The organism is Streptococcus criceti HS-6 (genome assembly GCF_000187975.2).
Lineage (GTDB): Bacteria > Bacillota > Bacilli > Lactobacillales > Streptococcaceae > Streptococcus > Streptococcus criceti.
This window is the reverse complement of the sequence record NZ_AEUV02000002.1, coordinates 277,937-303,471: the sequence shown is the minus strand read 5'-3', so window position 1 is coordinate 303,471 and position 25,535 is coordinate 277,937. Positions and strand designations below refer to the sequence as shown.

25 protein-coding genes, 1 tRNA gene, 1 other RNA gene and 1 pseudogene are annotated in these 25,535 nt (G+C 40.6%); 18 read left to right on the top strand and 10 right to left on the bottom strand.

What is annotated here, in order from left to right:
- Positions 1-542: 542 nt before the first annotated feature.
- Positions 543-1,133: a Holliday junction branch migration protein RuvA gene (ruvA, locus tag STRCR_RS01470; RefSeq protein ID WP_004228570.1), complete on the top strand. Its 591-nt coding sequence runs from the start codon at positions 543-545 to the stop codon at positions 1,131-1,133.
- Between the two features lie 166 nt (positions 1,134-1,299).
- Complete coding sequence (locus STRCR_RS01465; RefSeq protein ID WP_004227431.1) at positions 1,300-1,857, top strand: DNA-3-methyladenine glycosylase I; 558 nt, start codon at positions 1,300-1,302, stop codon at positions 1,855-1,857.
- Between the two features lie 438 nt (positions 1,858-2,295).
- Here STRCR_RS01465 and STRCR_RS01460 read toward each other — a convergent pair whose 3' ends face one another.
- Positions 2,296-4,209: an ABC transporter ATP-binding protein/permease gene (locus STRCR_RS01460; protein WP_004225620.1), complete on the bottom strand. Its 1,914-nt coding sequence runs from the start codon at positions 4,207-4,209 to the stop codon at positions 2,296-2,298.
- Between the two features lie 226 nt (positions 4,210-4,435).
- Here STRCR_RS01460 and STRCR_RS01455 point away from each other — a divergent pair, with 226 nt between their 5' ends.
- The 14 genes from STRCR_RS01455 to nrdG all read left to right on the top strand — a co-directional run bounded on the left by STRCR_RS01455 (position 4,436) and on the right by nrdG (position 15,554).
- Positions 4,436-5,707: a competence/damage-inducible protein A gene (locus STRCR_RS01455; RefSeq protein ID WP_004229644.1), complete on the top strand. Its 1,272-nt coding sequence runs from the start codon at positions 4,436-4,438 to the stop codon at positions 5,705-5,707.
- Between the two features lie 33 nt (positions 5,708-5,740).
- On the top strand, positions 5,741-6,883 hold the full coding sequence (gene recA, locus STRCR_RS01450) for a recombinase RecA (protein WP_004227168.1): 1,143 nt from the start codon (positions 5,741-5,743) through the stop codon (positions 6,881-6,883).
- A gap of 342 nt (positions 6,884-7,225) precedes the next feature.
- Complete coding sequence (gene spx, locus STRCR_RS01445) at positions 7,226-7,624, top strand: transcriptional regulator Spx (RefSeq protein ID WP_002999521.1); 399 nt, start codon at positions 7,226-7,228, stop codon at positions 7,622-7,624.
- A gap of 204 nt (positions 7,625-7,828) precedes the next feature.
- Positions 7,829-8,419 (top strand): SP0191 family lipoprotein, encoded by a 591-nt coding sequence (locus tag STRCR_RS01435; RefSeq protein WP_004225395.1) that lies wholly within the window; start codon positions 7,829-7,831, stop codon positions 8,417-8,419.
- Between the two features lie 186 nt (positions 8,420-8,605).
- Positions 8,606-8,872: an IreB family regulatory phosphoprotein gene (locus tag STRCR_RS01430; protein WP_002960554.1), complete on the top strand. Its 267-nt coding sequence runs from the start codon at positions 8,606-8,608 to the stop codon at positions 8,870-8,872.
- Positions 8,872-9,291: a Holliday junction resolvase RuvX gene (gene ruvX, locus STRCR_RS01425; RefSeq protein ID WP_004226676.1), complete on the top strand. Its 420-nt coding sequence runs from the start codon at positions 8,872-8,874 to the stop codon at positions 9,289-9,291. Before STRCR_RS01430 ends, ruvX begins: the two co-directional genes overlap by 1 nt.
- Positions 9,292-9,305: 14 nt before the next feature.
- Positions 9,306-9,605 carry a DUF1292 domain-containing protein gene (locus STRCR_RS01420; RefSeq protein ID WP_004227756.1) on the top strand — a complete coding sequence of 100 codons (300 nt, stop codon included), beginning with the start codon at positions 9,306-9,308 and terminating at the stop codon, positions 9,603-9,605.
- Positions 9,606-9,712: 107 nt separating this feature from the next.
- Complete coding sequence (locus STRCR_RS12405) at positions 9,713-9,838, top strand: hypothetical protein (protein ID WP_004226289.1); 126 nt, start codon at positions 9,713-9,715, stop codon at positions 9,836-9,838.
- A 176-nt stretch (positions 9,839-10,014) separates the two neighbouring features.
- Positions 10,015-11,613 (top strand): hypothetical protein, encoded by a 1,599-nt coding sequence (locus STRCR_RS01415; protein WP_004227401.1) that lies wholly within the window; start codon positions 10,015-10,017, stop codon positions 11,611-11,613.
- Between the two features lie 101 nt (positions 11,614-11,714).
- Positions 11,715-13,922 (top strand): anaerobic ribonucleoside-triphosphate reductase, encoded by a 2,208-nt coding sequence (gene nrdD, locus STRCR_RS01410; RefSeq protein WP_004228648.1) that lies wholly within the window; start codon positions 11,715-11,717, stop codon positions 13,920-13,922.
- A 26-nt stretch (positions 13,923-13,948) separates the two neighbouring features.
- Positions 13,949-14,227: an IreB family regulatory phosphoprotein gene (locus tag STRCR_RS01405; RefSeq protein ID WP_004229710.1), complete on the top strand. Its 279-nt coding sequence runs from the start codon at positions 13,949-13,951 to the stop codon at positions 14,225-14,227.
- Positions 14,228-14,248: 21 nt separating this feature from the next.
- Positions 14,249-14,386, top strand: coding sequence for a hypothetical protein (locus STRCR_RS12190; protein WP_004225792.1), 138 nt, complete (start codon positions 14,249-14,251; stop codon positions 14,384-14,386).
- A gap of 59 nt (positions 14,387-14,445) precedes the next feature.
- Positions 14,446-14,952: a GNAT family N-acetyltransferase gene (locus STRCR_RS01400; protein ID WP_004226744.1), complete on the top strand. Its 507-nt coding sequence runs from the start codon at positions 14,446-14,448 to the stop codon at positions 14,950-14,952.
- Between the two features lie 2 nt (positions 14,953-14,954).
- Complete coding sequence (gene nrdG / locus STRCR_RS01395) at positions 14,955-15,554, top strand: anaerobic ribonucleoside-triphosphate reductase activating protein (RefSeq protein ID WP_004229883.1); 600 nt, start codon at positions 14,955-14,957, stop codon at positions 15,552-15,554.
- A gap of 82 nt (positions 15,555-15,636) precedes the next feature.
- On the opposite strand, the gene yaaA is transcribed toward nrdG, so the two are convergent.
- The 9 genes and pseudogenes from yaaA to STRCR_RS01355 all read right to left on the bottom strand — a co-directional run bounded on the left by yaaA (position 15,637) and on the right by STRCR_RS01355 (position 22,630).
- Entirely contained in the window at positions 15,637-16,371 is a 735-nt protein-coding gene (gene yaaA / locus STRCR_RS01390; protein WP_004228863.1) for a peroxide stress protein YaaA, read from the bottom strand.
- Positions 16,372-16,432: 61 nt separating this feature from the next.
- Positions 16,433-17,119 (bottom strand): rhomboid family intramembrane serine protease, encoded by a 687-nt coding sequence (locus tag STRCR_RS01385; RefSeq protein ID WP_040804774.1) that lies wholly within the window; start codon positions 17,117-17,119, stop codon positions 16,433-16,435.
- A complete protein-coding gene (locus tag STRCR_RS01380; protein WP_004226815.1) occupies positions 17,103-17,645 on the bottom strand; it encodes a 5-formyltetrahydrofolate cyclo-ligase in 543 nt (180 codons plus the stop codon). Before STRCR_RS01380 ends, STRCR_RS01385 begins: the two co-directional genes overlap by 17 nt.
- Before the next feature lie 440 nt (positions 17,646-18,085).
- The gene (locus tag STRCR_RS01375) at positions 18,086-19,213 is read right to left on the bottom strand and encodes an N-acetyldiaminopimelate deacetylase (RefSeq protein WP_004225398.1); all 1,128 of its coding nucleotides are present in this window, start codon (positions 19,211-19,213) and stop codon (positions 18,086-18,088) included.
- 144 nt (positions 19,214-19,357) lie between these two features.
- The gene (gene dapD, locus STRCR_RS01370; RefSeq protein WP_004227667.1) at positions 19,358-20,056 is read right to left on the bottom strand and encodes a 2,3,4,5-tetrahydropyridine-2,6-dicarboxylate N-acetyltransferase; all 699 of its coding nucleotides are present in this window, start codon (positions 20,054-20,056) and stop codon (positions 19,358-19,360) included.
- Between the two features lie 316 nt (positions 20,057-20,372).
- Positions 20,373-20,948: a DUF4947 domain-containing protein gene (locus tag STRCR_RS01365; RefSeq protein WP_040804772.1), complete on the bottom strand. Its 576-nt coding sequence runs from the start codon at positions 20,946-20,948 to the stop codon at positions 20,373-20,375.
- A 75-nt stretch (positions 20,949-21,023) separates the two neighbouring features.
- Positions 21,024-21,096, bottom strand: a tRNA-Lys gene (locus STRCR_RS01360).
- 1 nt (position 21,097) lies between these two features.
- A non-coding RNA gene (ssrS, locus tag STRCR_RS11470) (6S RNA) lies at positions 21,098-21,289 on the bottom strand.
- Between the two features lie 73 nt (positions 21,290-21,362).
- Positions 21,363-22,630: pseudogene (locus tag STRCR_RS01355) on the bottom strand (replication-associated recombination protein A).
- A gap of 83 nt (positions 22,631-22,713) precedes the next feature.
- Here STRCR_RS01355 and STRCR_RS01350 point away from each other — a divergent pair.
- On the top strand, positions 22,714-23,184 hold the full coding sequence (locus tag STRCR_RS01350) for a DUF3013 family protein (protein ID WP_004226578.1): 471 nt from the start codon (positions 22,714-22,716) through the stop codon (positions 23,182-23,184).
- 50 nt (positions 23,185-23,234) lie between these two features.
- On the top strand, positions 23,235-25,535 hold the full coding sequence (locus STRCR_RS01345; RefSeq protein ID WP_003048900.1) for a P-loop NTPase fold protein: 2,301 nt from the start codon (positions 23,235-23,237) through the stop codon (positions 25,533-25,535).

Here is a 25,535-nt window from a genome sequence, read left to right as displayed (position 1 = left end):
TAACAAACGCCACTCACTATAGCGACGTGCCTCTCTTACTAGTGTCGCAATACCAAGTAAGATAGCATTGTAGATGTATTTAATTATTAGTTCAAGCAGTTCAATTAAAGCCACCATCTGTATATTTGTTAAACAGTCCAATAGGCTGGTTGATAGGGAACCGGAAAAAGTGAATGTGCTCCAGATAAGGATTCGATCAGCATCGACATATCGGCACCAAAGCATCTCATAACTTGAGCAGCAGCAAGACTGTTGGCTCAGCTAACAAGTTTTCCTCCCAACTACTATGTCAATTGTTCTATCTAAAATAATTAACACAAGCTAGGAATTTTCACACTCAGAATTACAATGTTCTGTGGGTGATGGTAACCTCTAAAGGGCTATCTATACCAGCCACTTTTCTTAAAATCCTTTTCTCCGAAATCTGATAATTATGCTATACTGGTTAGGATATTGAAGGACCATGAAGAAAAGATGGAACCCTTACTAGTATTGTCAGGGAGACTCCCACTCAGGGTGTGGCTGACTAAGAGAGGATTTTCATGTACGACTATCTCAAAGGAATACTAACAAAAATTACGGCAAAGTATATTGTGGTTGAGGCTGGTGGCCTCGGCTACATGGTTAATGTTGCCAACCCTTATTCTTTCTCTGATCAGATGAATCAAGCTATCCAGATTTATCTCCATCATGTAGTGAGAGAAGATGCTCAGCTTCTCTACGGCTTTCATACCGAAGAGGAAAAGGCTGTTTTTCTCAATTTGATTTCTGTTTCTGGCATCGGCCCGACGACTGCTCTAGCGATTATTGCCGTAGATGATAACGAAGGCTTGGTTAGAGCTATTGATAACAGTGATATCAAGTATTTGACCAAATTTCCAAAAATTGGAAAAAAGACAGCCCAACAAATGGTTTTGGATCTGGCTGGTAAATTTGTTGAACTACCCCAAGCAGGTGGCAAGGCTAGTCCGCGAGATCAAAGTACGAATCAAAATCTGGATGAAGCAATGGAAGCTCTTCTGGCTCTTGGTTACAAAGCCAGCGAACTCAAGAAGGTTCGTGCCTTCTTTGAGGGAACCGACGAAACAGCTGAAAATTATATCAAATCAGCCCTCAAGATGCTGATGAAATGAGAAGCTGTCAGTCTTTTAACCCCCTTGAAAGTTTTAGAAGGGGAAGCTTATGCACTCCTCAATACAAATCAATTCAGTTGAGCGCATCGGCTCTCTAGTTAAAGTCAGATTTTTACTCTCTGAACTCACTATCTAACGATAACAAGTCAAGAATAGAAAGGGAAATATGAATCGTTGCGGCTGGGTCAAAATGACCAATCCTTTATATATTGCTTATCACGACCAGGAGTGGGGAAAGCCCCTACACGATGAGCGCGCTCTTTTTGAGTTGCTTTGTCTAGAAGGCTATCAGGCTGGACTGTCTTGGGAAACTATCCTCAACAAACGTCAAGCCTTCAAAAGGGCCTTCCATAACTATGATATCGATCGAGTAGCTAAGATGAGTGACCAAGAGCTTGACAGCTTGCTGAACAATACCGAGATTATTCGCCACAAGGCTAAGCTCTATGCCACTCGGGCCAATGCTCAGGCTTTTCAGGCTATCCAAAAGGAATTTGGGTCTTTTGACCATTATATTTGGGCTTTCGTTGACTTTACACCACATGTCAACCAAGTTGACAGCTACAAGAATGTACCAGCACAAACAGAGCTGTCGCAACGAATTGCCAAAGATTTAAAAAAACGTGGCTGTAAATTTGTTGGTCCAACAACCATTTATTCCTTCTTGGAGGCAGCCGGTCTTATCAATGACCATGAAAATACCTGTGAATTTAAGGAAAAATGAAACAGGCCTCGCTGAATGGGAGGCCTGTTTATTCTTTTTAGTCTGAATTCTCCTTTTGTGGAGAAATAATTTTATTTCGTAGGTCAGAGCATTAGGAAACCCAACATAAAAATGTTATGGACAGCGGGGCAAAGCAAGCAATATACAAGACGGTGGCAAGGAGATAGGCTAGAATGCTGTCGTAGTACCATTGCTAATCTAATTATTAAAAATAACCTTCTCCTTTCTTGGTCATCTTTAATTAGCTGATCTAAGCTGATGTCAAAAGTTTTGCTAATGCCTATTTTAAATTAGCCATATCAGGAAAGTCCGATTTCAGACTCCTACCGAGCGATGGCTGATCGGGAAACATGAAGCTTCTGAGCCAACCACTGCGCCAAGCCAAGAGTTTATTCTCAAGCAGGAATACTGGACGAGTTTTTGAATAAACTCAGATAGTTATTCACTAGCCAAGGCATCTATCGGGTTCAATCTAGCGGCTTTGCTGGATGGTGCCAAGCTGGCAATCAAGGCAATCAGTAAGCCAATGATTACAGTAGAAATAGTAGTTGCTAAGGAAACTTGGATGATGTCAAACTTGATAGTCGAGTAAACCAATTTGTTGACCAAAAGTTGAACCAAAAGAGCTGTGATTACGGCTAAGATATTAGCAGAAAGTCCCAGCAGTAAACTTTCATTGACGAAAAGACGTCGAATATCTTTGCGTCTAGCCCCCATAGCGCGTAAAACACCAATCTCTTTAGTCCTTTCGGTAACACTCATATAGGTTGTAGCCACAATCATTAAGATACTGACGAGGAGAGAAATTCCAGCGACTAAAGCTAGAACAACACCGACAATATAAGTAATTTCCACAATAGAGTTCAAGGTTGCTCCAAGACCTGTGATACTGTAGACCGTTTTTCCATTTTGTTTAATGGCACGAGCATCGTTTTGTGCTTGCTTAGTATTATTCAGATTATCAACCTTTGCTGTCACAAAATTAGGTTTTAATGTAGCCCCTTGTTTAGCTGCAGCCTTTTCTAGACTAGCCATAGAAACGAGATTCATCTGATCTGTTGTCCCAGAAATAGTATATTCTTTGGTAATGGTAATAGGTTTTCCAGATTCATCCAAAGCGGTTAGTCCGATGGTCACCTTCTTACCAACAGCCTTTTTAACATTCTTAGAGATATTTTTCTTGGCATAATCCTTTGAAATAACAATTTGGTCCCCTTTAGGCATTTTTTTGCTTGAAATACTCTTTTTCACAATAGTATCGTTTGTTGTCTGTAAAATCCTATTTTGTACCGGTTTGCCCTTATAGCTAATAGTAAAGGTTGGGGTGTAGTAGCCGTATTCCGTTTTAGTGACATGCTTAATGTTACTAATCTTCTTTTTATCTTTGCCAGTCATACCTGTATTGGTGAGTGCATCGGTATTTTTTAGAGTCACTTGGAAGGCCTGAGGATTAGCGATATCGTTGATGAAGCTGTTCATATAACCTTTGGCACCATTACCCAAACCCAAGAAAAACATAACGGAGAAAAGTCCGATGGCCATCCCGATTGTAATAATAAGATTTTGCTTCCAAGCATTTTCGAAGTGTGCCCAAGCCATCTTCCAACTGGCGCCTCGAGTTAAAGGCTTATCAGCTAATTCAATTAAATTATCCCTTGCAGAGAAGGGTTCTCGTAATCGTTGATCATCTGTAATACGGCCATCAGTCAGAGAGACAATCCGTGTCCCAGCATTAGCAACTTCTTGCGAGTGGGTAACAACGATAACAGTCTTACCTGATTTAGCAATATCTTGAAGAAGGGTGAGTACTTCAGCAGTGTTCTTGCTGTCCAGGGCACCCGTAGGTTCATCGGCTATAATAATTTCAGGATTGCTAGCTAGCGCACGAGCAATAGCCACGCGCTGTTTTTGTCCTCCTGATAATTGTGCTGGTTTTTTCTTACGATGTTCATAAAGCCCAACTTGTTTCAGCAATTTTTCAGCCTCTTCAACTTGCTTTTTATGACTAAGACGAGTCATTTTAAGGCTAACTAAGACATTATCTAAAACGTTCAGATAGTTAACAAGATTAAAAGATTGGAAAATAAACCCAATAACTTGCCGTCGGTATTCATCCATAGCAGTCTCGTGTTTATCCTTTTGCCGGCGACCATTGACAATAACATCGCCTTGATACTCACGATCTAGTCCACCAATAATATTCATAAGAGTGGATTTACCGCCTCCCGACTCACCTAGAATACTGATGAAATCTCCAGAGTCAACAGTAAGGTTAATCCCCTTTAGGACAGAAAATTCTTCCTTACCTAAATAGTAGGATTTATAGATGTTCTGCAATTCTAATAAACTCATTCTAATCTCCTTTTGCTTTTGTAATGCTCTAACAATACAGATTTTCCTCCCTACTGTCAAGAACTTACTGTTCCTAAAGACAATGCCTTAATTTTTAGTATCAAAAAAAAACAGCTACATAAACGCTCAATTTTTTAGTTGTCAACTCGTGAAAATTGGTCCACTGGACTAATTTTTTGATAAAATAAGATGACTTTACGAATAGATAAGTAGGTGACCATATATAATGAAAGCTGAAATAATTGCCGTCGGAACAGAAATTTTAACAGGGCAAATCGTCAATACCAATGCACAATTCCTCTCAGAAAAATTTGCTGAGCTGGGAATTGATGTTTACTTTCAGACAGCTGTTGGTGATAATGAGGAACGTCTCTTATCCCTTCTTGACCTCGCCAGCCAACGAAGTGACATGATTGTGCTCTGTGGAGGTTTGGGACCAACGGATGATGATTTAACCAAACAAACCCTAGCCAAGTTTCTCAAGCGGCCCTTAGTTTTTGATGATCAGGCTATGGACAAGCTGAATCGTTTCTTTGCAGCCCGCCCTGCAGTCTTGCGGACGTCCAATAATGAACGTCAGGCTCAAACCATAGAAGGAGCGCTTCCGCTTCAAAACCGCACAGGTCTTGCAGTTGGAGGTCTGATTGAAGTTGAGGAAAAGACCTACATCGTCCTACCTGGTCCGCCGAGCGAACTCAAGCCTATGGTTCAGGAGCAACTCTTGCCACTGATTGATCGAGATCATCAGCAGCTTTATTCTCGCGTTTTGCGTTTCTTTGGAATCGGTGAAAGCCAGTTAGTGACGGTTATTGATGATTTCATTAAAAACCAAACTGACCCTACCATCGCTCCTTATGCAAAGACAGGGGAAGTCACTTTGCGTCTTTCTACCAAGGCCCGGAGTCAAGAAGAAGCAGAGCAAAAATTAGATCAGCTCGAAGCAGCCCTAATGGCGGTTCAATCGCTAGAAAATCAATCTCTATCTAGCTATTTTTATGGTTATGGAGATGATAATTCTCTAGCCCAAGTTACCTTTGATTTGCTCAAGAGCTCTGGTAAGACGATCACGGCAGCAGAAAGTCTGACAGCGGGCCTCTTCCAAGCCAGTTTAGCAGACTTTTCTGGGGCTTCAACTGTTTTCAACGGTGGCTTTGTCACCTACAGTATGGAAGAAAAATCCAGAATGCTAGGTATTCCTCTGGTCGACCTACAAGCCCATGGCGTTGTTTCAGCTTTTACAGCAGAAGCTATGGCTGCTGGTGCCAGAAGCAAGACGGGAGCAGACTTGGCCATTTCACTGACTGGTGTTGCGGGACCTGATAGCTTGGAAGGTCAACCAGCAGGAACAGTCTTCATTGGCTTAGCTACAGCTGACAGTTTAGAAAGTCACCTTGTAAAAATAAGCGGCCGTTCTCGCAGCGATGTGCGTGAGATTGCAGTCTTGCATGCCTTTAATCTGGTACGAAAAGCTTTATTAAAGGAGAAAAATTTAGTATAATAACTAATACACATTAAAAATAGGAGAAAACAAGTGGCAAAAAAAGCAAAAAAAACTGATGAAATCACTAAGAAATTTGGTGATGAACGCAAAAAAGCCTTGGATGATGCCTTGAAAACTATCGAAAAAGATTTTGGTAAAGGGGCTATCATGAAGCTGGGTGAAAGAGCTGATCAAAAGGTACAAGTCATGAGCTCAGGCAGCCTAGCTTTAGACATCGCCCTCGGTGTTGGTGGTTATCCTAAGGGACGGATTATTGAAATCTATGGACCTGAAAGTTCTGGTAAGACGACTGTTGCCTTGCATGCCGTTTCTCAGGCTCAAAAAGAAGGTGGTATCGCGGCTTTCATTGATGCAGAACACGCTCTTGATCCAAGTTATGCCGCAGCTTTGGGTGTCAATATTGATGAATTGCTGCTGTCTCAACCAGACTCAGGTGAACAAGGACTGGAAATTGCTGGTAAATTGATTGATTCAGGTGCTGTTGATTTAGTGGTTGTTGACTCTGTTGCAGCCCTAGTTCCTCGTGCCGAAATTGATGGTGATATTGGTGACAGCCATGTTGGCCTCCAAGCTCGGATGATGAGTCAAGCCATGCGTAAGCTTTCGGCTTCTATTAACAAAACCAAGACCATTGCTATCTTTATCAACCAATTGCGCGAAAAAGTCGGGGTCATGTTTGGTAATCCAGAAACGACTCCCGGTGGCCGTGCCCTGAAATTCTACTCATCTGTTCGCCTTGACGTTCGTGGTAACACCCAAATCAAGGGAACGGGAGAACAGAAGGATAGCAGCATCGGTAAGGAAACCAAGATTAAGGTCGTCAAGAACAAGGTAGCTCCTCCGTTTAAGGTTGCCCAAGTTGAAATCATGTATGGAGAAGGTATTTCTCAGACCGGTGAGCTAGTCAAAATTGCAACAGATCTCGACATTATTCAAAAAGCCGGAGCTTGGTATTCTTATAATGGTGAAAAGATTGGTCAAGGGTCGGAAAATGCTAAGAAATATTTGGCCGATCATCCAGAAGTCTTTGATGAAATTGATAAGAAGGTTCGCATCAAGTACGGTCTCATTGAAGATGATCAGGTTGCAGAAAGACAACCAGATCAAGTAGCAGCTAAGGAAGATCCAGAAGAATTATCCCTTGATCTCGACGCCATCGAGATTGAAGAATAAAATAATCTGATGGACTGTCTCATCACCGATCTTAGCAATAGAGAGCCTGATAATCTGACAGCCAATCGAATTTAAGTATGCCATCAGAAATTATCCTTGAAAAAGAAGTTTTATCGGGCTTCTTTTTTTCTTGAACTCCATTTTTGTGTCAAGTTGGTTAGATGATCTCTAGAAATAGCCTTAAGATTAAGCAAAGATGACAGAAAGCTTGTGCAAAACTTAAAATATTAAGAGTTTAAGTTTTTTAGTTGACAATTTCAAAAATAGGTCCCAAGACCTATGTTCTGTTTTAGAGAGCTATGCTAGAATATAGGTATCATGTGATAGAAAGAGAGAAGTGACATGATTAAGATTTATACTATTTCTAGTTGTACTAGTTGTAAAAAAGCAAAAACTTGGTTGAACAATCATCAATTACCATATAAAGAACAAAATCTAGGCAAAGAAGGTCTGACTAAGGAAGAAATTCTCAATATCCTTTCTAAGACGGAAAACGGAGTTGAGAGTATCGTTTCCTCAAAGAATCGCTATGCTCGTGCTCTGGAGTTTGACATTGACGAATTAAGTCTCAGTCAGGTAGTTGATTTGATTCAAGAAAATCCACGGATTCTTAAGAGTCCGATCCTTATTGATGACAAACGTCTGCAAGTCGGTTACAAGGAAGATGATATCCGTGCCTTCTTGCCTCGTGCTATTCGTGAAGTTGAGAATAATCAAGCAAGAATGCGGGCCGTTTTGTAAGGCATTGATTGATGGATTTGTCGCAGGTCGGTATGACTTGAAGCTGGTTGAACCATTTGATAAAAAATTGAAAAGAAGGGCGAAAGCCCTTTTTTTTAATCTTAAAATAAGCTATAATATTGCTATGGGCAAAAATCGCTTCCAAGCCTTGTCAGAAGCGGACTTGAGCCACCACACGAAAAATTAGTCAACCAAGGAGAAATCATGAAAAGAAAAATCTATACACTTATAGCAACTTCCCTTTTGGTATTCAGTTTGACCGCCTGCTCAAATACAAGCCGGCCTAGCTCCAATTCAAAGTCTGATTCGACGAGCCAAAGTAACAAGAAGGAGTCTTCGCATGAGGTAAAAAATATTACGGGAACTAAAGCCATGCAAATCAAGATTCCTGATGGGACGGATGGTGAGTCAACTGTAACGGAGACCATTGGTTATGATGGTGACGATTTCACTTCGCTTAAGATTGAAGTCCTTCAGCCACTTCCTAAACAGATTAAGGATGAAATTGGTGGTCGCTCTATCGACGAAGTCAAGGGGCAGTTGATTGAAGCTATGGGACGATTGGATATTGTTCAAAATCTCAAAAAGGTAAATGGCACCAAGGTTGACTTGGATGTGACGGAGGATTCCCAAATGAAATTCGTTTTCACTTTTGATATGAAAACAGTTGACAAATCAGCTCTATCACAAGCAAGCGCTGGCCGCTTTAATCTGGATAAACTCGATAGCACTACACCGATGGAATATATTTTGGATTTAGCACAGGCAGGTGCCAAACCAGTAGCTGTTAAGTAGCAGATTTAAGAAAATATCAGTATCGGCCAAAGAAATTGAAAGAGGTCTCACTTTCAATAAAATGTCTGATCTTATTTTAGCCAAATCAGTAGGAAAATCATGCTTGTTTAGTGAATTTTCATTGAAAAGATAAGGGAAATAGGATATAATAGCACAAATTGCTCATAATAGAAAGAGGGTGCAAGCATGGGATTTACAGATGAAACAGTCCGTTTCAATCTTGATGATGGCAGTAAACAAGAAATTAGTGATACTTTAACGGCCGTTTACCGTTCGCTAAATGATAAAGGATATAATCCAATCAACCAGATTGTTGGTTATGTATTGAGCGGGGACCCAGCTTATGTCCCTCGTTATAATGATGCCCGTAATAAAATCCGTAAATATGAACGCGATGAAATTGTTGAAGAATTGGTTCGCTTCTATCTCAAGGGAAATGGAATAGATGTCTAATGAGATTGATGGGATTAGACGTTGGATCTAAGACGGTCGGCGTTGCTATCAGCGATCCACTTGGTTTTACGGCTCAGGGCCTGGAAATTATTCCAATCAATGAAGCTAAGGAAGAATTTGGTTTCGAGCGCTTGGAAGAACTGGTCAAACAATATAAGGTAGAGAAGTTTGTTGTTGGCTTGCCTAAGAATATGAATAATACCAGCGGTCCCCGCGTTGAAGCTAGCCAGATTTATGGAAAAAAGATTGCTGACTTATTTGGCCTTCCAGTGGAGTATCAGGATGAACGCCTAACAACTGTTCAGGCAGAGCGGATGCTGGTTGAGCAGGCCGATGTCAGCCGAGGCAAGCGTAAAAAAGTTATCGATAAACTGGCAGCCCAGCTGATTCTACAAAATTATTTAGATCGTATGTTTTAGAGGAGAGAAGAGATATGGCACACGAACACAATCATGATCACGAGGTAATCACCCTTGTTGATGAACAAGGAAACGAAACCTTGTTTGAAATTCTTTTGACCATTGATGGCCGTGAAGAATTTGGTAAAAACTATGTTCTTTTGGTACCAGCCGGCGCACAAGAGGATGACAATGGTGAAATTGAAATTCAAGCTTACTCATTCACAGAAAATGAAGATGGTACAGAAGGTGACCTACAACCAATCCCAGAAGAATCTGATGCTGAGTGGGATATGATTGAAGAAGTCTTTAATAGTTTTCTTGATGAAGAATAAGTATCTTGATGACTGTAGTAATAAATGGGGCAGCCTTTAATGGTTGGCCCTATTGTTTTACCTTGAAAATTCCTCTACCTTTACGGATAAATAGGTGGAGGAAAATCATGCAAGTGAGAGATTTGACACAGGCAGAGCGGGAATTTTTAGCCACCTATCAAGAGAGCAAATTGCATCGTTTTAGGGATATCTTGGTCTACGTTCGTATCCTTAGAAAATTGACTAAAGAGTAAATTCTGATATACTAGAAAGAAAAGTAAACTGACTTGGGCCTTGAGTATAGGACTTTAGAGATATCTGCTTCCTAGTAAAGCAGTTAGGATTCATTCAGGAGAGTCCCTTTCTAACTAAACTTTCTCGACTGTTCTGATTTTTAGATGCCCTCGTAGAAATAAAAAGGAGATCTCTAGTGGCAGAAAAACAAGACCAAGAGTTACCAAAGTACAGCCGCCGGCAGCCGGTAGATGCCAAAGAAGTAGAAACGCGCACCAGCCAAGATAACCAAACTTATAAAATTGACGTGGATGGGTCGCATCGCTTTTACATTTTGACCTTGAGTGTAATAATGGCTTTAAGTTCTGTTGCCAATCCCTTGCTGACGAATTTTGCTAATCCAACTCAGATGGTTCATCTCTATACTGGACAGATGATGAGTCAAGGGCATCTCCCTTACCTAGATACGTTTGCGACAGGTGGCTTCCTCTTCTATGTCATTATTGCCCTCAGTTACTTTCTTGGCTCAAGTTTCTGGCTAATGATTATCGAGTTTTTGGCCTTCTATATGTCCGGGATTTATTTCTATAAAATTATCAGTTTCTTGACAGAAAAAAGGGATTTGGGGATAACAGTCACCTTGATCTTTTACCTACTAAATTTAGCGCTCGGTTTCGGTGGCCTCTATCCAATTCAGTGGGCCTATCCCTTTATTCTCAATGCCCTGTGGTTTCTCACCAAATATTTCGCAGGTCATATCAATGATGAAGCCTTTATCATTTATGGTTTTTTTGGCACCTTAGCCGCCTTAATTGACCCTCGCAGTTTAATTTTTTGGGTGCTATCCTTTATTATTATTGGTATTTATAATCTGCTTCAGCGCCACTTTGCGCGTGGTATCTACCAGTTACTCTGTATGATTTTTGGAGCTATTCTGGTTTACTACACAGTTGGCTATTTTGTCCTCAATATGGGAAACCTGCCAGCTTATATTTCCCAAGCCCTCTTCTATAACTTTAAAGCTTTTGCCTTGGCTAAGAACTCCCTCTTAATAACCCTTCCTTATCAAATCTTGATTCTATCAGCTTCAGGCTTGCTCCTAGGGCTCTTTGGCTTTTTTGGACACCTAGGGCGTGTTCTGCAGTTTAAAACGGTGAAATGGTTGGTTTTCTTCAATCTCATTTTAACCTTACTAATTGGCATTTTTGCGCAGACCTATTACGTTTTCTCTCTCCTTTTAGCTCTGCCTTTTGGTCTGATTTTAACAGCTTTAGTGATCAGTGATACGATTAATGAGCAGGCTAATCAAGAAACTAAGAGCACAAGGGGGGCTCATCGCCGTAAACGCAACCGTGAGTCAACAGGGAGCTATTGGAGTGTTTTTACCAAACGTCACTTCCAGTTACCAATCCTAGTTATGGTAGCTGGTATCTTTACCCCGATTTTCCTTGGTGTCTTATCACTAGGTATGAACAGAGAGCGCAGTGCGATTTCTCGTTACTTGCAGGAAAATTCTAGCAGTAAGACTAGCATTTATGTTTGGGACCAATCTTCTAAAATTTATTTGGATACTGGATTACAATCAGCCTCACAATTTCCTAACCCAACAGTAAATACTGTTGGAGGTGACAATAGTCAGAAGCGAAATGATGATATTCTACAAGCCCAGGCCAAATTTATTGTGGTGGATAAATCTCAGGAGCTGCCCAAGGAAATTTCACGACTGTTGAAGTCCAGTTATAAGCAAGTGTCCCTAGAAAATGCAGATCATTTCATGCTTTATCAGAAGAAGTAATTTTATTCATAAAATCAATATGTTGTGTCTACCTAAAAAATACACCACAACATATTGATTTTTTTTTGCCTTGTGTTATAATGGACTGCGAGGTGGAAATAATGATTACATTGGAAAAAGAATTTATCGTAACAGATCCTGAAATCACAGTTATTAAACGTGATGGCCGCCGTGTTCAGTTCGACAGTGATAAGATTTATCAGGCACTGCTCAAAGCTAGTCAAAATGTTTCAGAACTGTCACCATTGATGGAGGCAAAATTAAAAGGCATTTGTGACCGCATCGTAGCAGAAATTGCTAGTCGTTTCATGGCTGATATCAAGATTTACGAGATTCAGAGCATTGTTGAGCATGAACTGCTCAATGCCAACGAATATGCGATTGCTCAAGAGTACATTAATTACCGTACCCAAAGGGATTTCGCCCGTTCGCAAGCGACAGATATCAACTTTACTATTGATAAGTTGATCAATAAGGACCAAACAGTTGTCAATGAAAATGCTAATAAGGACAGTGATGTTTTTAATACGCAAAGAGATTTGACAGCTGGGATTGTTGGAAAGTCCATTGGTCTGAAAATGTTGCCGCCTCATGTCGCCAATGCTCATCAAAAAGGGGATATCCATTTCCACGATTTGGACTATAGCCCTTATACGCCAATGACCAACTGCTGCTTGATTGACTTCAAGGGCATGTTGGCCAATGGCTTTAAGATTGGGAATGCTGAAGTTGAAAGTCCTAAATCTATCCAGACAGCGACTGCTCAAATTTCTCAAATCATTGCTAATGTCGCTTCTAGTCAATATGGAGGCTGTACAGCTGACCGAATTGATGAATTTTTAGCCCCTTATGCTCAGCTCAACTACCAAAAACATCTCAAGGATGCCAAAGAATGGGTGGCTGAGGGCAAGCAAGAAGATTATGCTCGGACCAAGACCAAGAAGGACATCTACGATGCCATGCAAAGTCTTGAATATGAAATCAATACGCTCTTTACATCAAACGGGCAAACACCGTTTACATCGTTAGGCTTCGGTTTAGGAACGAATTGGTTTGAACGAGAAATTCAAAAGGCTATCTTGCAAATCCGCATCAAGGGCCTGGGAAGTGAACACCGCACAGCCATTTTTCCTAAGCTGATTTTCACCCTCAAGCGAGGTCTCAACTTAGAACCAGGCACACCTAACTACGATATTAAACAACTAGCTCTGGAATGTGCCACTAAACGTATGTATCCAGATGTTCTGTCCTACGATAAAATCATTGATTTGACAGGGTCCTTCAAGGCTCCTATGGGGTGTCGTTCTTTCCTTCAAGGATGGAAGGACGAAAATGGCCAAGAAGTGAATTCTGGCCGGATGAACCTGGGTGTGGTTACGGTGAACCTGCCAAGGATTGCCTTAGAATCCCAAGGAGATATGGATAAGTTCTGGGATATTTTTGCAGAACGGATGCAGATTGCTAAGGATGCTCTGGTTTACCGTGTAGAGCGAGTTAAAGAAGCCAGTCCAGCTAATGCTCCAATCCTCTACCAATATGGTGCTTTTGGCAAGCGTTTGAGTAAGACTGGCAATGTTGATGACCTCTTCAAGCATCGCAGAGCAACTGTTTCTCTAGGTTATATCGGTCTTTATGAAGTGGCAACTGTATTCTACGGTGGTCAGTGGGAAGGTAATCCAGAAGCTAAAGAATTCACTAAGAATATTATTCGACAAATGAAACAGTTGGTTGAGGCTTGGTCAGATGAATATGATTATCATTTTTCAATCTATTCAACCCCATCAGAAAGCTTGACTGACCGCTTCTGCCGCTTGGATACTGAGAAATTTGGCAAGGTCAAGGATATTACCGATAAGGAATACTATACCAACTCTTTCCACTATGACGTTCGTAAGAACCCCACTCCATTTGAAAAATTAGATTTTGAAAAAGACTACCCAGAACTGGGAGCCTCTGGCGGTTTCATTCACTACTGTGAGTATCCCGTTTTGCAACAAAACCCTAAAGCTTTAGAAGCCGTTTGGGACTACGCCTATGACCGTGTGGGTTATCTTGGTACTAATACTCCAATCGATAAGTGCTATGAATGCGGATTTGAAGGGGATTTTACCCCAACAGAACGCGGTTTTATGTGTCCAAATTGTGGCAATACCGATCCTAAGACTGTCGATGTCGTTAAACGGACTTGTGGTTACCTAGGAAACCCTCAAGCTCGACCAATGGTTAATGGACGCCATAAGGAAATTTCCGCCCGTGTTAAACACATGAATGGTTCGACTATTCAAAACCCTGGTCGACACAAGGATTAATAATAGATAAAAGGAGTAAAGTTAGGATGGCAGAAGACAAGAATTTTACCACTGATACAGTTCTATTCAAGTTAGATGAGGATACTAATACCTTAAAGGATGACCTGATCATGGTCTCTCGCGCGCTTAATGAGATTGGCTATGATGCCGTTAATCAAATTGTCGGCTATATTCTCAGTGGTGATCCAGCTTATATTCCTCGTCATAATAACGCCCGCAATAATATTCGGCGCCACCATCCTGATGAAATTGTTGATGAGTTAGTACGTTATTATTTACAGGAAAAATCACTGATTTCAGAATAAGGAAAGGTAAGAAACCTGGATATGGGAAAGTATCAGCTAGACTATAAGGGTCAGGCTCTGGTGGAGCGTTACCACGAGAAAAATTCTAGGGGAGGACAGGTGAACCGTAAAGAACACCTCCAATCCCTGCTGAAGCGGGCTCAAAAAGGAAGAAAATAGATAACTAAGGAGTTGGGACTGCCCAGCTCTTTACTCTTCCAAAGGAGAAGGGAAATCTTATGGAGTTGAGACGACCTAGATTAGAAGATAAAGTGGCAATTTTAAATCTAATGGCAGAATTTGAAAAAGAGCACTCTCCCCATGCGGGTAGTTTTTGGGATAGTCAGAACTTTGACTATGAAGCTTGGCTTGAGCAAAATCAGGCAACTGAGTTAGGGTTGAACCTGACAGACGATCGGGTACCGGCTATCCAATTTGTAGCCTTTTCCGATGCGGGGCAAGCTCTAGGTTTTCTCAATCTTCGCCTACGGCTAAATGATACCTTGATGAAGATTGGTGGTCACATTGGTTATTCTGTTAGACCCAGCCAGAGGGGCAAAGGATATGCCAAAGAGATGTTGACAAAAGCTTTACAGGTCTGTCAATCTAAGAATATCAAGCAAGCCTTGGTAACCTGTTATAGTGACAATCCAGCCAGCCGAGCAGTTATTCTGGCTAATGGTGGTATTCTGGACACTATAGTTGATGGCGTGGAGCGCTATTGGATAGAAGTAGGGAGAAAATAGAGATGAATAATCCAAAACCGCAGGAATGGAAAGCTGAGGAACTGAGTCAAGGACGGATTATTGACTATAAGGCTTTTAACTTTGTTGATGGCGAGGGGGTCAGAAATTCCCTCTATGTCAGTGGCTGTATGTTTCATTGTGAGGGCTGCTATAATGCGGCTACTTGGTCATTTAAGGCAGGTATTCCATACACACAAGAGCTTGAAGAACAGATTATGGCTGATCTAGCCCAGCCTTATGTACAGGGCCTAACTTTGCTCGGTGGAGAACCCTTCCTCAATACAGGAATTTTACTGCCCTTGGTCAAGCGAATTCGCAAGGAGTTACCAGAAAAAGATATCTGGTCTTGGACAGGCTATACCTGGGAAGAACTCATGCTGGAAACACCGGATAAGTTAGAATTGTTGAATCTTATTGATATCTTGGTAGATGGCCGTTTCGATATCACGAAGAAGAATTTAATGCTTCAGTTCCGAGGTTCTTCGAATCAACGGATTATTGATGTCAAGAAATCCTTGGATCAAAACCAAGTTGTTATCTGGGATAAGCTCAATGATGGGCAGGCCACTTACGAGCAGGTTAGTCGAGATGATTTAATATAGCTTATAATAAAAGCATAAAACTTCTTGAAAGTTTTATGCTTTTACTATAAATTCAATTTAGGGTTTAATAATGAGATGTTCCCTATTCAATTGTTTTGATAAAAACCAAATGCTGATCAGTCGAGAGCTCTTGGCGATAGGAAAAGCCAGAAAAATTCAATGTTTTCAAGACTTCAATCGTTTGAATCTTCTGTTTGATGATCTGGTTTAGTAACTGGCCACGCCCTTTCTTGGAGATAGTTGAATGGGTCTTGAGTTGTCCAGCGCTTTCCTCTTGAAAAGTAATTCTAATAAGTGATTTTGCCAGCTGGGGTGAGAAAACTGATTCAAATTCACTCGATAGAAGGGAGATAACAGGTTCGTTATTCATAATAGACTTGAGGAAATCGTCATAAACAGGTCGCCAGTAGTTTTTCAGAGATCGACCATTGACTTGGACTTTACAGCTGAAATCTAAGCGATGTTCAGCAATATCAGCTAAAGCGTTGATAATACCATAGAAAGCAGAGGTAATAAAAATATGCTCTCTTGTAAACTTTTTATCAAGATCGGTCAAGTCTCTGTCAATTTGACGATACATCAGACCGTTGAAAAGTCCTAAAGCTGGGTAGCTAAGTGCCTTTCCGTTCTGTAAAGCTGTCAGATGCTGGGCTTCTATTTTTGCAGCATCGGACTTGATCTTATAAATTTTTTCTAATTCTGATGGATTAACTTGAGCCAAGATTTTTAGGATAGGTTGGCTTCTGTCTGGAAGGGAAACGTGATGACCTTGAGAGTGAGCGCGCACTTCTTTTGCAGGAGGAATTAAAAATTTCATTGTTTTTGATATAAATTTCTTGGTGTTATTAGCTAAGGTATAAATATTCTTGCTTAGTTACTCAGGAAATTGAGAGGAGAACCATGCCGATGAAAAAAACCAGATAGGCAATGAGGGCGGTAATTTTCAGACTAGTAGGAATTCCAGAACGATAGCGTTTCATAGGGAGAAAGAGGGCAACAAGTCCTCCCCCTAACAGCCCCCCCAGATGCCCAACAAGGCTTATGCTAGGATGACCTGACATTAAATCCATCAGATTAAAAGCTAGATTAAGAGCAATTAAAACTAAGAATTGGTTACCGACTTGTTTAAGAATGGAGCTATTGCCGATATAACCGACAATGACTATAGCTGCGAAGAGTCCAAAGAGAGCAGTTGATGCTCCTGCTGAAACTACAGTCGGTGTAAAAAATAGGGTAGCAGCATTTCCCATCAGACCTGCTAGAAGGTAGAGAAGGAAAAATTTTCCGGATCCCCAAAGTTCCTCAGCGATACGACCGACAAAGTAGAGGGTAACGCCGTTAAAAATTAGATGCTCCCAGCCGATATGGACAAATATTGGGGAAAGCAAGCGCCAGATTTGTTTGTGGTCGTACTGGACTGCTCGGCCGAACATGCCGCCAAAGTGGTAGATAGCGGGGCCGGTCGTAGATTCCCCAAAATAAATAACTTGCAGGGCTAAAAAGACTAATAGAGTAAAGGCCAGCAGGGCATAGGTGACTGGATATTTTTTAAAATCTTTGACCATCATAGATAAAGACCTTTCTAACTGGGACATCATGCAGATCAGCATGAAAATCGATCTCTTGACAGGGATAGATAGTACTGATTGTATCTCCTTGGAAATCCTTTAAATAGCGGTCGTAAAAACCTGCTCCAAATCCGATACGGTAGCCTTGTGAGTTAAAAGCTATACCCGGGACATGAATTAGGTCAATGCTAGTTTTAGCGACAGGATGCTCCTTTATGGGCTCTAAGAGACCAAATTTAGTCATTTCTAGTTGTTTTGGGGTGTATTCCGTAAAAGTCATCTGACTTTTAGGGTGGGTTTTTGGTACTAAAACGACTTTCCCGTCTTTTTGAGCCTGAGTAATTAGGGCCTTGGTATTATACTCGAAATCAAAAGCCAGATAGGTTGCCAAAGTTTTGGCTTCTTGATATTCTGAACTAGCTAGGACCTGCTCCAGTAAAGCCTTGTCAATCTCAGCTTTACGCTCTCTATTTTGCGCTTTTAGCTGCTTTAAAACAGTTTGCCGAATCTCGTTTTTTAACATGCTCTTATCTTACCATTTTTCCTGTGAATTGACAGGTTTCGTCGAAAAAAGAGTGGGATCAACCCCAAAATTGAAAATTTTGGTTCTCACCACTTCCTAATTTCTAGGCGGTGACTTGAAACGGTCTCTCCCCAGACCGTTTTTGACACTTGCTTTGCAAGCTTCGTTTCCCGATTAAAAAGGTCTCCCAGACCTTTTTAAGTCACACCCCCGCACAACTCCAAAGGTTCAGGGGACCTTTGGAGTTTGGAAAAAGATGAATGTCGTTCATCTTTTTGCCGATTTGGCCTTGTGGCAAAATGAAAACGCCAACAGTGGTTCATTGGTGCTCAAGCATCTAATGAACTGTACAGGAGCAAGACTTCTTGGCCTAGCCACCACTGCGCCAAAAGTTTATTACAAAACAGGAAGACTGGACGAGTTTTTGCCCAGCCTAGAATTTAATTGGCACGATAGTTCAGAAATTTGCTGATGGTCTCGACTGCAAATGGCAGAGCATCCTCATTAGGGCTCATTTTTGGACTGTGAAGATGATAAACTGAATCAACACCTAGCCAGAACATAACTCCGGGAATTTGATGAAGTAAGTAACCAAAATCTTCACCGGTCATAGCTGGCAGGATATCAATCAGATTGGCATCTGTCTTTTGGTCAAAGAAGGTCATCAAGTCCTTAGCTAAATTAGGGTCATTTTCAACAGGCAGATATCCCCCTTGAACCAGTTCAACATCTACCTCTAAACCAAAGGATCTAGCAACACCTTCTGCAATTTCCTGAAGTCGTTTTTGAGTTAACAAGTTCATTTCTTGAGTCAGTGTGCGAATGGTCCCGTGTAATTTAGCTTCTTCAGCGATGACATTATTAGTAGTTCCAGCATGCAACGACCCGAACGTGACGACAGCCCCTTCAATCGGATCAACGTTACGACTGACGATGGTTTGAACTTGGGTCACAAAGTAGGCTGCAGCAACCAGAGCATCGTTGGCCTTGTGAGGGAAGGCGGCGTGGCCACCAGTGCCCTTGAAAGTTACAAAGGTTTCGCAGGTTCCAGCAAACAGGGTGCTAGTATTGGTAGCGATATCGCCAACCTTTAAATCCGGTCGAACATGGAGGCCGTAAAATTCATCTGGTACCCAATTACCAAAGGCATCTTCTTCATACATAAGCTTACCCCCAGCCAAATTTTCCTCAGCGGGTTGAAAGAGAAAAAGTAAATTATTTTTGGGTTGTTTTTGAACTAGAGCATCTAACAGTCCCAAAGCCGTGGTCATGTGGATGTCATGACCGCAGGCGTGCATCCGTCCCTCGTGCTGACTGGCAAAGTCCAAACCTGTAGCTTCTTCTACGGGCAGAGCATCGATGTCTGTTCTCCAGCCTACTGTTTTTTCGGGAGCCGAGCCATGTAAAAAAACTAAGATACCAGTTCTCCAGGTTCTTTGCTCAACAAAATTCTTGCCGTGAGTAATTTCAGTAATCTTATCCAAAAGGTACTTTTGTGTTTGATACTCTTCTAAGCCAATTTCAGGAATCTGGTGGAGCTCTCGGCGGATTTTAATTAAATCTAACATAGAAGTGGATCCTTTCATTACTTTCATTAATGGACAGTTTAACTGATTGAACAGGTTAGATTTCGTTATTCAAACAGTTTTTAGCTTGTCAGTCGATATATTTACATAAGAAAAGAGAGTGGGCAAACTCTCTTTATCACAGACTTAGAGGTTGCGCAGGGCATCTTCCAAAGCCGTTTTTTGTTGTGTCTTGGTATCAATTTTCTTGATGACACGAGCTGGGACTCCGGCAACAACAACATTTTCAGGAACATCTTGGGTAACGATAGCACCAGCAGCAACGACCGAACCATTGCCAACCTGAACCCCTTCAATAACAACGGCATTAGCACCGACTAAAACATTGTCACCAATCCGGACGGGGTCAGCAGAAGCTGGCTCAATCACACCAGCCAGAACAGCGCCAGCACCGATATGGCTGTTCTTACCAACGGTTGCCCGACCACCCAAGATGGCTCCCATATCAATCATGGTTCCGGCACCGATTTCAGCACCGATATTGATAACGGCTCCCATCATGACCACGGCATTGTCTTCGATGGTCACTTGGTCGCGGATGATAGCACCCGGTTCAATCCGAGCATTGATATGACGTTTATCAAGCAGGGGAACAGCAGAGTTGCGACCATCCTGTTCAACCACATAGTCCTTATTTTCAGTCAAGTTGACCAGAAGGGGCTGGATGTCTTTCCAGTCACCAAAGAGAACGTTACCTAGCTTTGTTACAGATTCAGGGACATTTCCTGCCAACTGGCCTTCAAAGGTGACCTTGACATTGGTCTTCTTTTTAGCATTTCCGATATAGGCAATAATTTCTTGGGCGTTCATTTTCTGTGCAGTCATGATAGTCTCCATTCCTTTTTGTTTAAGCATTATTATACCAAAAATTCTGAAAATTTGGCGATAGAGTTTCAAAGAGCTTAAGAGAGAGATAGAAATAGGCAGGGAGTGAGAAAGAATCTAAAAATTAAAAATTTTGGTCTGCCTCCCCCTGCACAGTTGACTAAGTTTTCTGATTTGGCTTCTGGCAAAAAGAAAATCAGCCAACCCTTGCGCCAATTGGTAAATCTAGAGCAATAGCAAAAGAGGTAAGACTTTCGTACCACTCTTCATTTTCATTATAAAAGAAAAAATCCCTGACGGGACTGTATAATTCTAATTATCGCCAGTAGACATAGGCAGGATTAGGAGTAACGTAAACTAAGGTATTGCTGCCAGCATTGAAGAGAAGGATAATATCTTTTTCTTTATACTCGTAGATATAGTAATTGTGAAGATTGCCTAAGGAGAAATCCACAGCTTTCCAGTTAAAAGCCCGAGCCTCTTCACGAGTAATATCTTTGTTTTTAAAGAGGTTGATGATGCGCTTTGGTTCATCTTGCTTTAAGGCAATTACCATCTGCGAACTGTCATTAATAATTGAATCAGGGTTGCCGAGAATTTGCTTGACTGTATCAGCGGTATACCCCTTGTAGTCAGGGGCAGAAGCGGTTAAACCTGAGCTGGACCCCTCATAATAAATCTCACTGCCATCGGTTGCATAAATCTTATCTTTTTTGGCAGAATCAGCATCCACAGGCAGATCATCTGGATGGCGATTCTTATGAAACTTTCCCCTAGTACTTGGACTCCCATCGTTTGCCGAGCTGGTGACGTTCGTCTGATCGGAGCTTGAATGACTTTTTGGGTTACAGGCTACCAAAAAAGCGCCGGATGCCAGCAGGCATAACAGCAATAATAATTTTCTTTTCATCATAAACCCCTAATCAATAAAAAGCCTATTTTCATAGGCTTTCACTTGTCAAGTTTATCCTCCCTGTAGGACTCGAACCTACGACCCATGGATTAAGAGTCCACTGCTCTACCAACTGAGCTAAGGAAGGAGAAAGAGCTGTATTGGTACCGATGATCCACGTTTTGTATTGAACCCGCAAGTTAAAGCAGGTGGGTAACTCGCTCTTGCTTAGCTGCTTCCGCGTGAAACGGCCTGCATACTGCAAAAAGACTTACGTTTCCCAAAATACAAAGATTTAGTCGGTCAACACAGTGATGTGGATTCGTATACCACAGCAGTTTTATGTTCTTATCATACCATTTTTGAAATTTTTTTCAAGAGGAAAATACTATTTTTTATTAAAATCCCCTTACTTTAATCAGAAAGTTTATCAATTTGGTCCTTGTTAGCCCCTAAAGCTCGTTCGTATTTGCCCGTTTCATTGGCTGAAAAATAATTAATCCCTAAAAGTTTATCGGGCAGATATTGTTGCTTAACCCACTTTTCCGGATAATTATGGGGATAGAGATAATCCTGAGCATTGCCTAATTCTTTGCTGCCTTGATAGTGGCCATCGCGTAAATGACGCGGAATTGGCAGGTTTCCGGATTTCCGTAAATCAGCTAAGGCAGCGTCCATAGCAAGATAGGCAGAATTCGATTTAGGAGATAAAGCCAGATCAACCACAACATTAGCAATCAGAATTCGTGCTTCTGGAAATCCAATTTTTTGAGCTGCTTCCAGTGCCGTTACTGTGTGAATTTGAGCATCGGGGTTGGCCAGACCGATATCTTCATAGGCAATTACAGTCAGGCGGCGGGCTAGACTGGGCAGATCGCCCGCTTCAATCAAGCGGGCAGCGTAATGAAGACTGGCATTGACATCGGATCCGCGGATGGATTTTTGCAGGGCAGACAAGACATCATAATGGCCATCCCCATTTTTATCCATGGTAATGTAAGATCGCTGCAGGCTGTTCTCGACTGTATCCAAGGTAATATGGCGCCGCCCTTTTTCGTCAGCCTGAGTGGACATAACAGCTAACTCCAAGGAATTGAGGGCTGACCGCAGATCTCCGTTGGTGGCTGTCGCAATAAAATCTAGGGCTTCATTATCTAGGCTGATATCAAAATCGAATCCCCGCTCTTTATCGGAAATGGCTCGTTTGATAGCTGCCTTAATATCATCATTAGATAAGGGTTCCAGCTCAAAAATTTGCACTCGCGAGCGGATGGTAGGTGTGACTGAGAAAAAGGGATTTTCAGTCGTAGCCCCAATCATAATAATATTGCCATTCTCCAGCAGGGGCAGAAGGAAGTCCTGTTTGGTCTTGTCCAAACGATGAATTTCATCCAGCATAAGGACTAGGCCACCTGAGAATTTAGCCTCCTCTGCAATTTCCTGCAGGCGTTTTTTACTGTCAGTTGTGGCATTGAAAGTACGAAAAGCAAACTGAGTTGTCCCAGCAATAGCAGAGGCAATTGAAGTCTTACCGATCCCCGGTGGCCCATAGAGAATCATCGAAGAGAGCATATTGGCCTCAACCATCCGGCGGATAATTTTGCCTTCACCGACGAGGTGCTCTTGCCCGATAATTTCATCAATAGTCTTGGCCGCATACGCAGAGCCAGATTGGCTGTCATAACTCACAGCTCCTTTTAATTGTAGATTTTTATGATAGAATTATTGTAACACAAAAAAGGCTAAAGCAAGAAGAGGAGACCAGATGGCTAAGTATGGATTTTTATCAGTTCTGGAGGAGGAGTTAGAAGAGCATTTTGATTATGACTTCGCCATGGACTGGGACAAGCGAAATCACGCTGTAGAAGTGTCCTTCGCCTTAGAAGCACAAAATCTGGCAGCTATTGCAACCGTCGATGACAAGGGAGAGCTCTCAGATCAGGATGTCCTCTTTGAAGATTATGTGATCTTTTATAATCCTGAGAAATCAAGATTTAACCCAGATGACTACCTAGTGGCCGTCTCCTATCAGCCTAAAAAAGGGCTGTCACGCGAATTCTTAGGCTATTTTGCAGAAACCTTGAACACTGTTGCAACCGAAGGCCTCAGCGATCTGATGGACTTCCTCAGCGATGATACCATCCAAGAATTCGGCCTCCATTGGGATACTGATGCTTTTGAACATGGCAGAGCTAAACTCATCGAGACAGAGTTCTTTGAGTATCCGAGGTATTAGAAATTTCAGAAGTGCTGGGTTTAATGATAAAATAAAACGAAGAAAGTCTTATGTTACAGAAAAAATATATTGGTTCTTATAGTCAAAATGCTAGAGATTATTTTTCCTTACTGCCTGCTGAAAAAGAAATAGTAGAGAAGTTAAAAAATATCTACAGAAATGAAGAAGGAATTTTTATTCTTTGTGGAAATAGAGGGTCAGGAAAATCGAGTTTGAAAAATATTTCCTTGGAAGCTGTAAATTATGATAAAGCAGACAAAAAGGTTTTTGTAATAAATGTCTCTTTCTTTAGTGGTAATAAAGATTTTCATAGAGAAATTTTGATGCAAATTCCTCACGCAATCGAAGCTAGAATTGAAGAAATAAAAAATGGGATAGGACATCTGGTTAGTGATAATAGAAATCTCTATATTACTCCAAGATATGATGAAGAAGAAAAGGAAAAAGAGTATGGTCGATCAGAAATGCATCAAATATCTGTCAGGCTCTCAACCATCCAGAAAAAGATTGATAGGATAGTACTTAATAACACTACGGATATTGAAAATGTCCATCGTGAGTTATCGAATCACAGAAAAAGTGTAGTTGAAAAGTTTAACGGATTAAATCTACAATATGGATTTCAAAAGAAGCAAATACCTTCTTTTAAAGAATTTAGTGAAGTAAGAATAAAAAGTTTTCGGCGTGAAGTTAAAGAACTGGAGGAAAAAGTTGAGGGAGTTGAAAAAGCGTTAGATGAACTAAAGAAATTACATGAATTCTTACGTTTATCTCAAAACCAACTGAGATATTTCGATACAGAAATAACTCGAATAGAAACCTATTTAGAATCAACAACATCGACAGTGTCAACTAAAAACTCAATTGATTTAAGTGTTGATTTAGGTATTGTAAAATTAGGAACACAGTTACGAGGAGAGGACGATTCAAAAAAACTTGAGGAACAATCTCAGGAATTGAAAAATATCGTGACTGAAGAACTAAAAGAGCGTCAGCTATTTAGGCTTTTGCAAAATATGTCAGAGTTTTTTAATATTACTTTTTCTATAGATGAATTAGATAAATGTAGCACTGCGACAGTAATTAATATGATTGATAAAAACAAGATGCTGTTCTTTGATTGTAATGTCACTACGCTTTTGATTACTGATGTAGCGACAGCGATTTCATTATCAGAAGAATCAGATTATATTTCTGAGCCGAATATTGTTGTTGTTCCTGATTTGACTGTTTTAGACCATGTTTATAGGGTAAATAGTAAGGGGATGAATTTAAGTTATGATTTTATTGATATTTTAAATTATTATTTCATGAGTAAAATGAATAATAGAGAATTAAATTATAGTAGAAAATATGAGGGAAAATCAGGTTTTTCCAAGGGGTTTGAACTTTATAAATTTATGAATTCCTACCTTTATAGAGATTTAAACAAACTATATCAACCAATTGTATTGAAGTTTTATTGGGAATTGATTGATTTATTAGATTTTGTTGGAGAATTATCAAAAGAGGAATATGAACAGTTTGAAAATAGTTTTTTCAAAAAGAATGATTTGCATTCTTTAAAGGTCAAATTTATTGTTCGTAAAATAATAACTCAGTTGACAGCACAATCTTTTGAATATGCCTTTATTCTTGGAGATGAAAGAAGTAGATATAGACATAGTAAAGTATTAACTGAGTTTAATATTAAAAAAGGTCAAGTTGCTAATTTTTTGGAACAGTTAGCTTTAAAACCCACAATACTTTCTGATGATGATAATTTTTTAAAAATTAATAAAAGAGACTGTCAAACTGGAGGACTCTATGATTTTAGACATGACTTATCACAATATTTAATAGAATTGGGATTTAATGATGAGATCTTTAGAAATATCTTGTTAGAACTATCTAAGCCAAAAGAAAAATATATTTCTAATAATATGAAGTATCGATTTGCGGACCACCAATTTTATGATCCTTACCAAGGTATTGATGATGCAAGATCTGTCGTAGAGAGAGAAAATACAGTTGGTGTCATTTTATTCTATCCATACGATCACTCGGAGAATGCTGATCCTACTCATCGACCGTTACGAAATGGTATTGTTGTGACTGTGAATAATTTTGATGAAGCAGTATTATATCCTTATCTTGGTTATATCGGCTTACATTCTCATAAACCATATTATCTAGCAGATTTTAAAAAAGAATTAGAAAATCAAGATATTCCTATTTATGAGGTGGAAGACGAGAACTTATGGAATAAGTGTTTTGAACAAGATGGTCAAGAGCTTGAGGATAAAATTTTTAAAGTGTGTGAAAGTAAAATTAAACAATGGTTAGATGAACTACGAAAGGTGAGGAGTTAG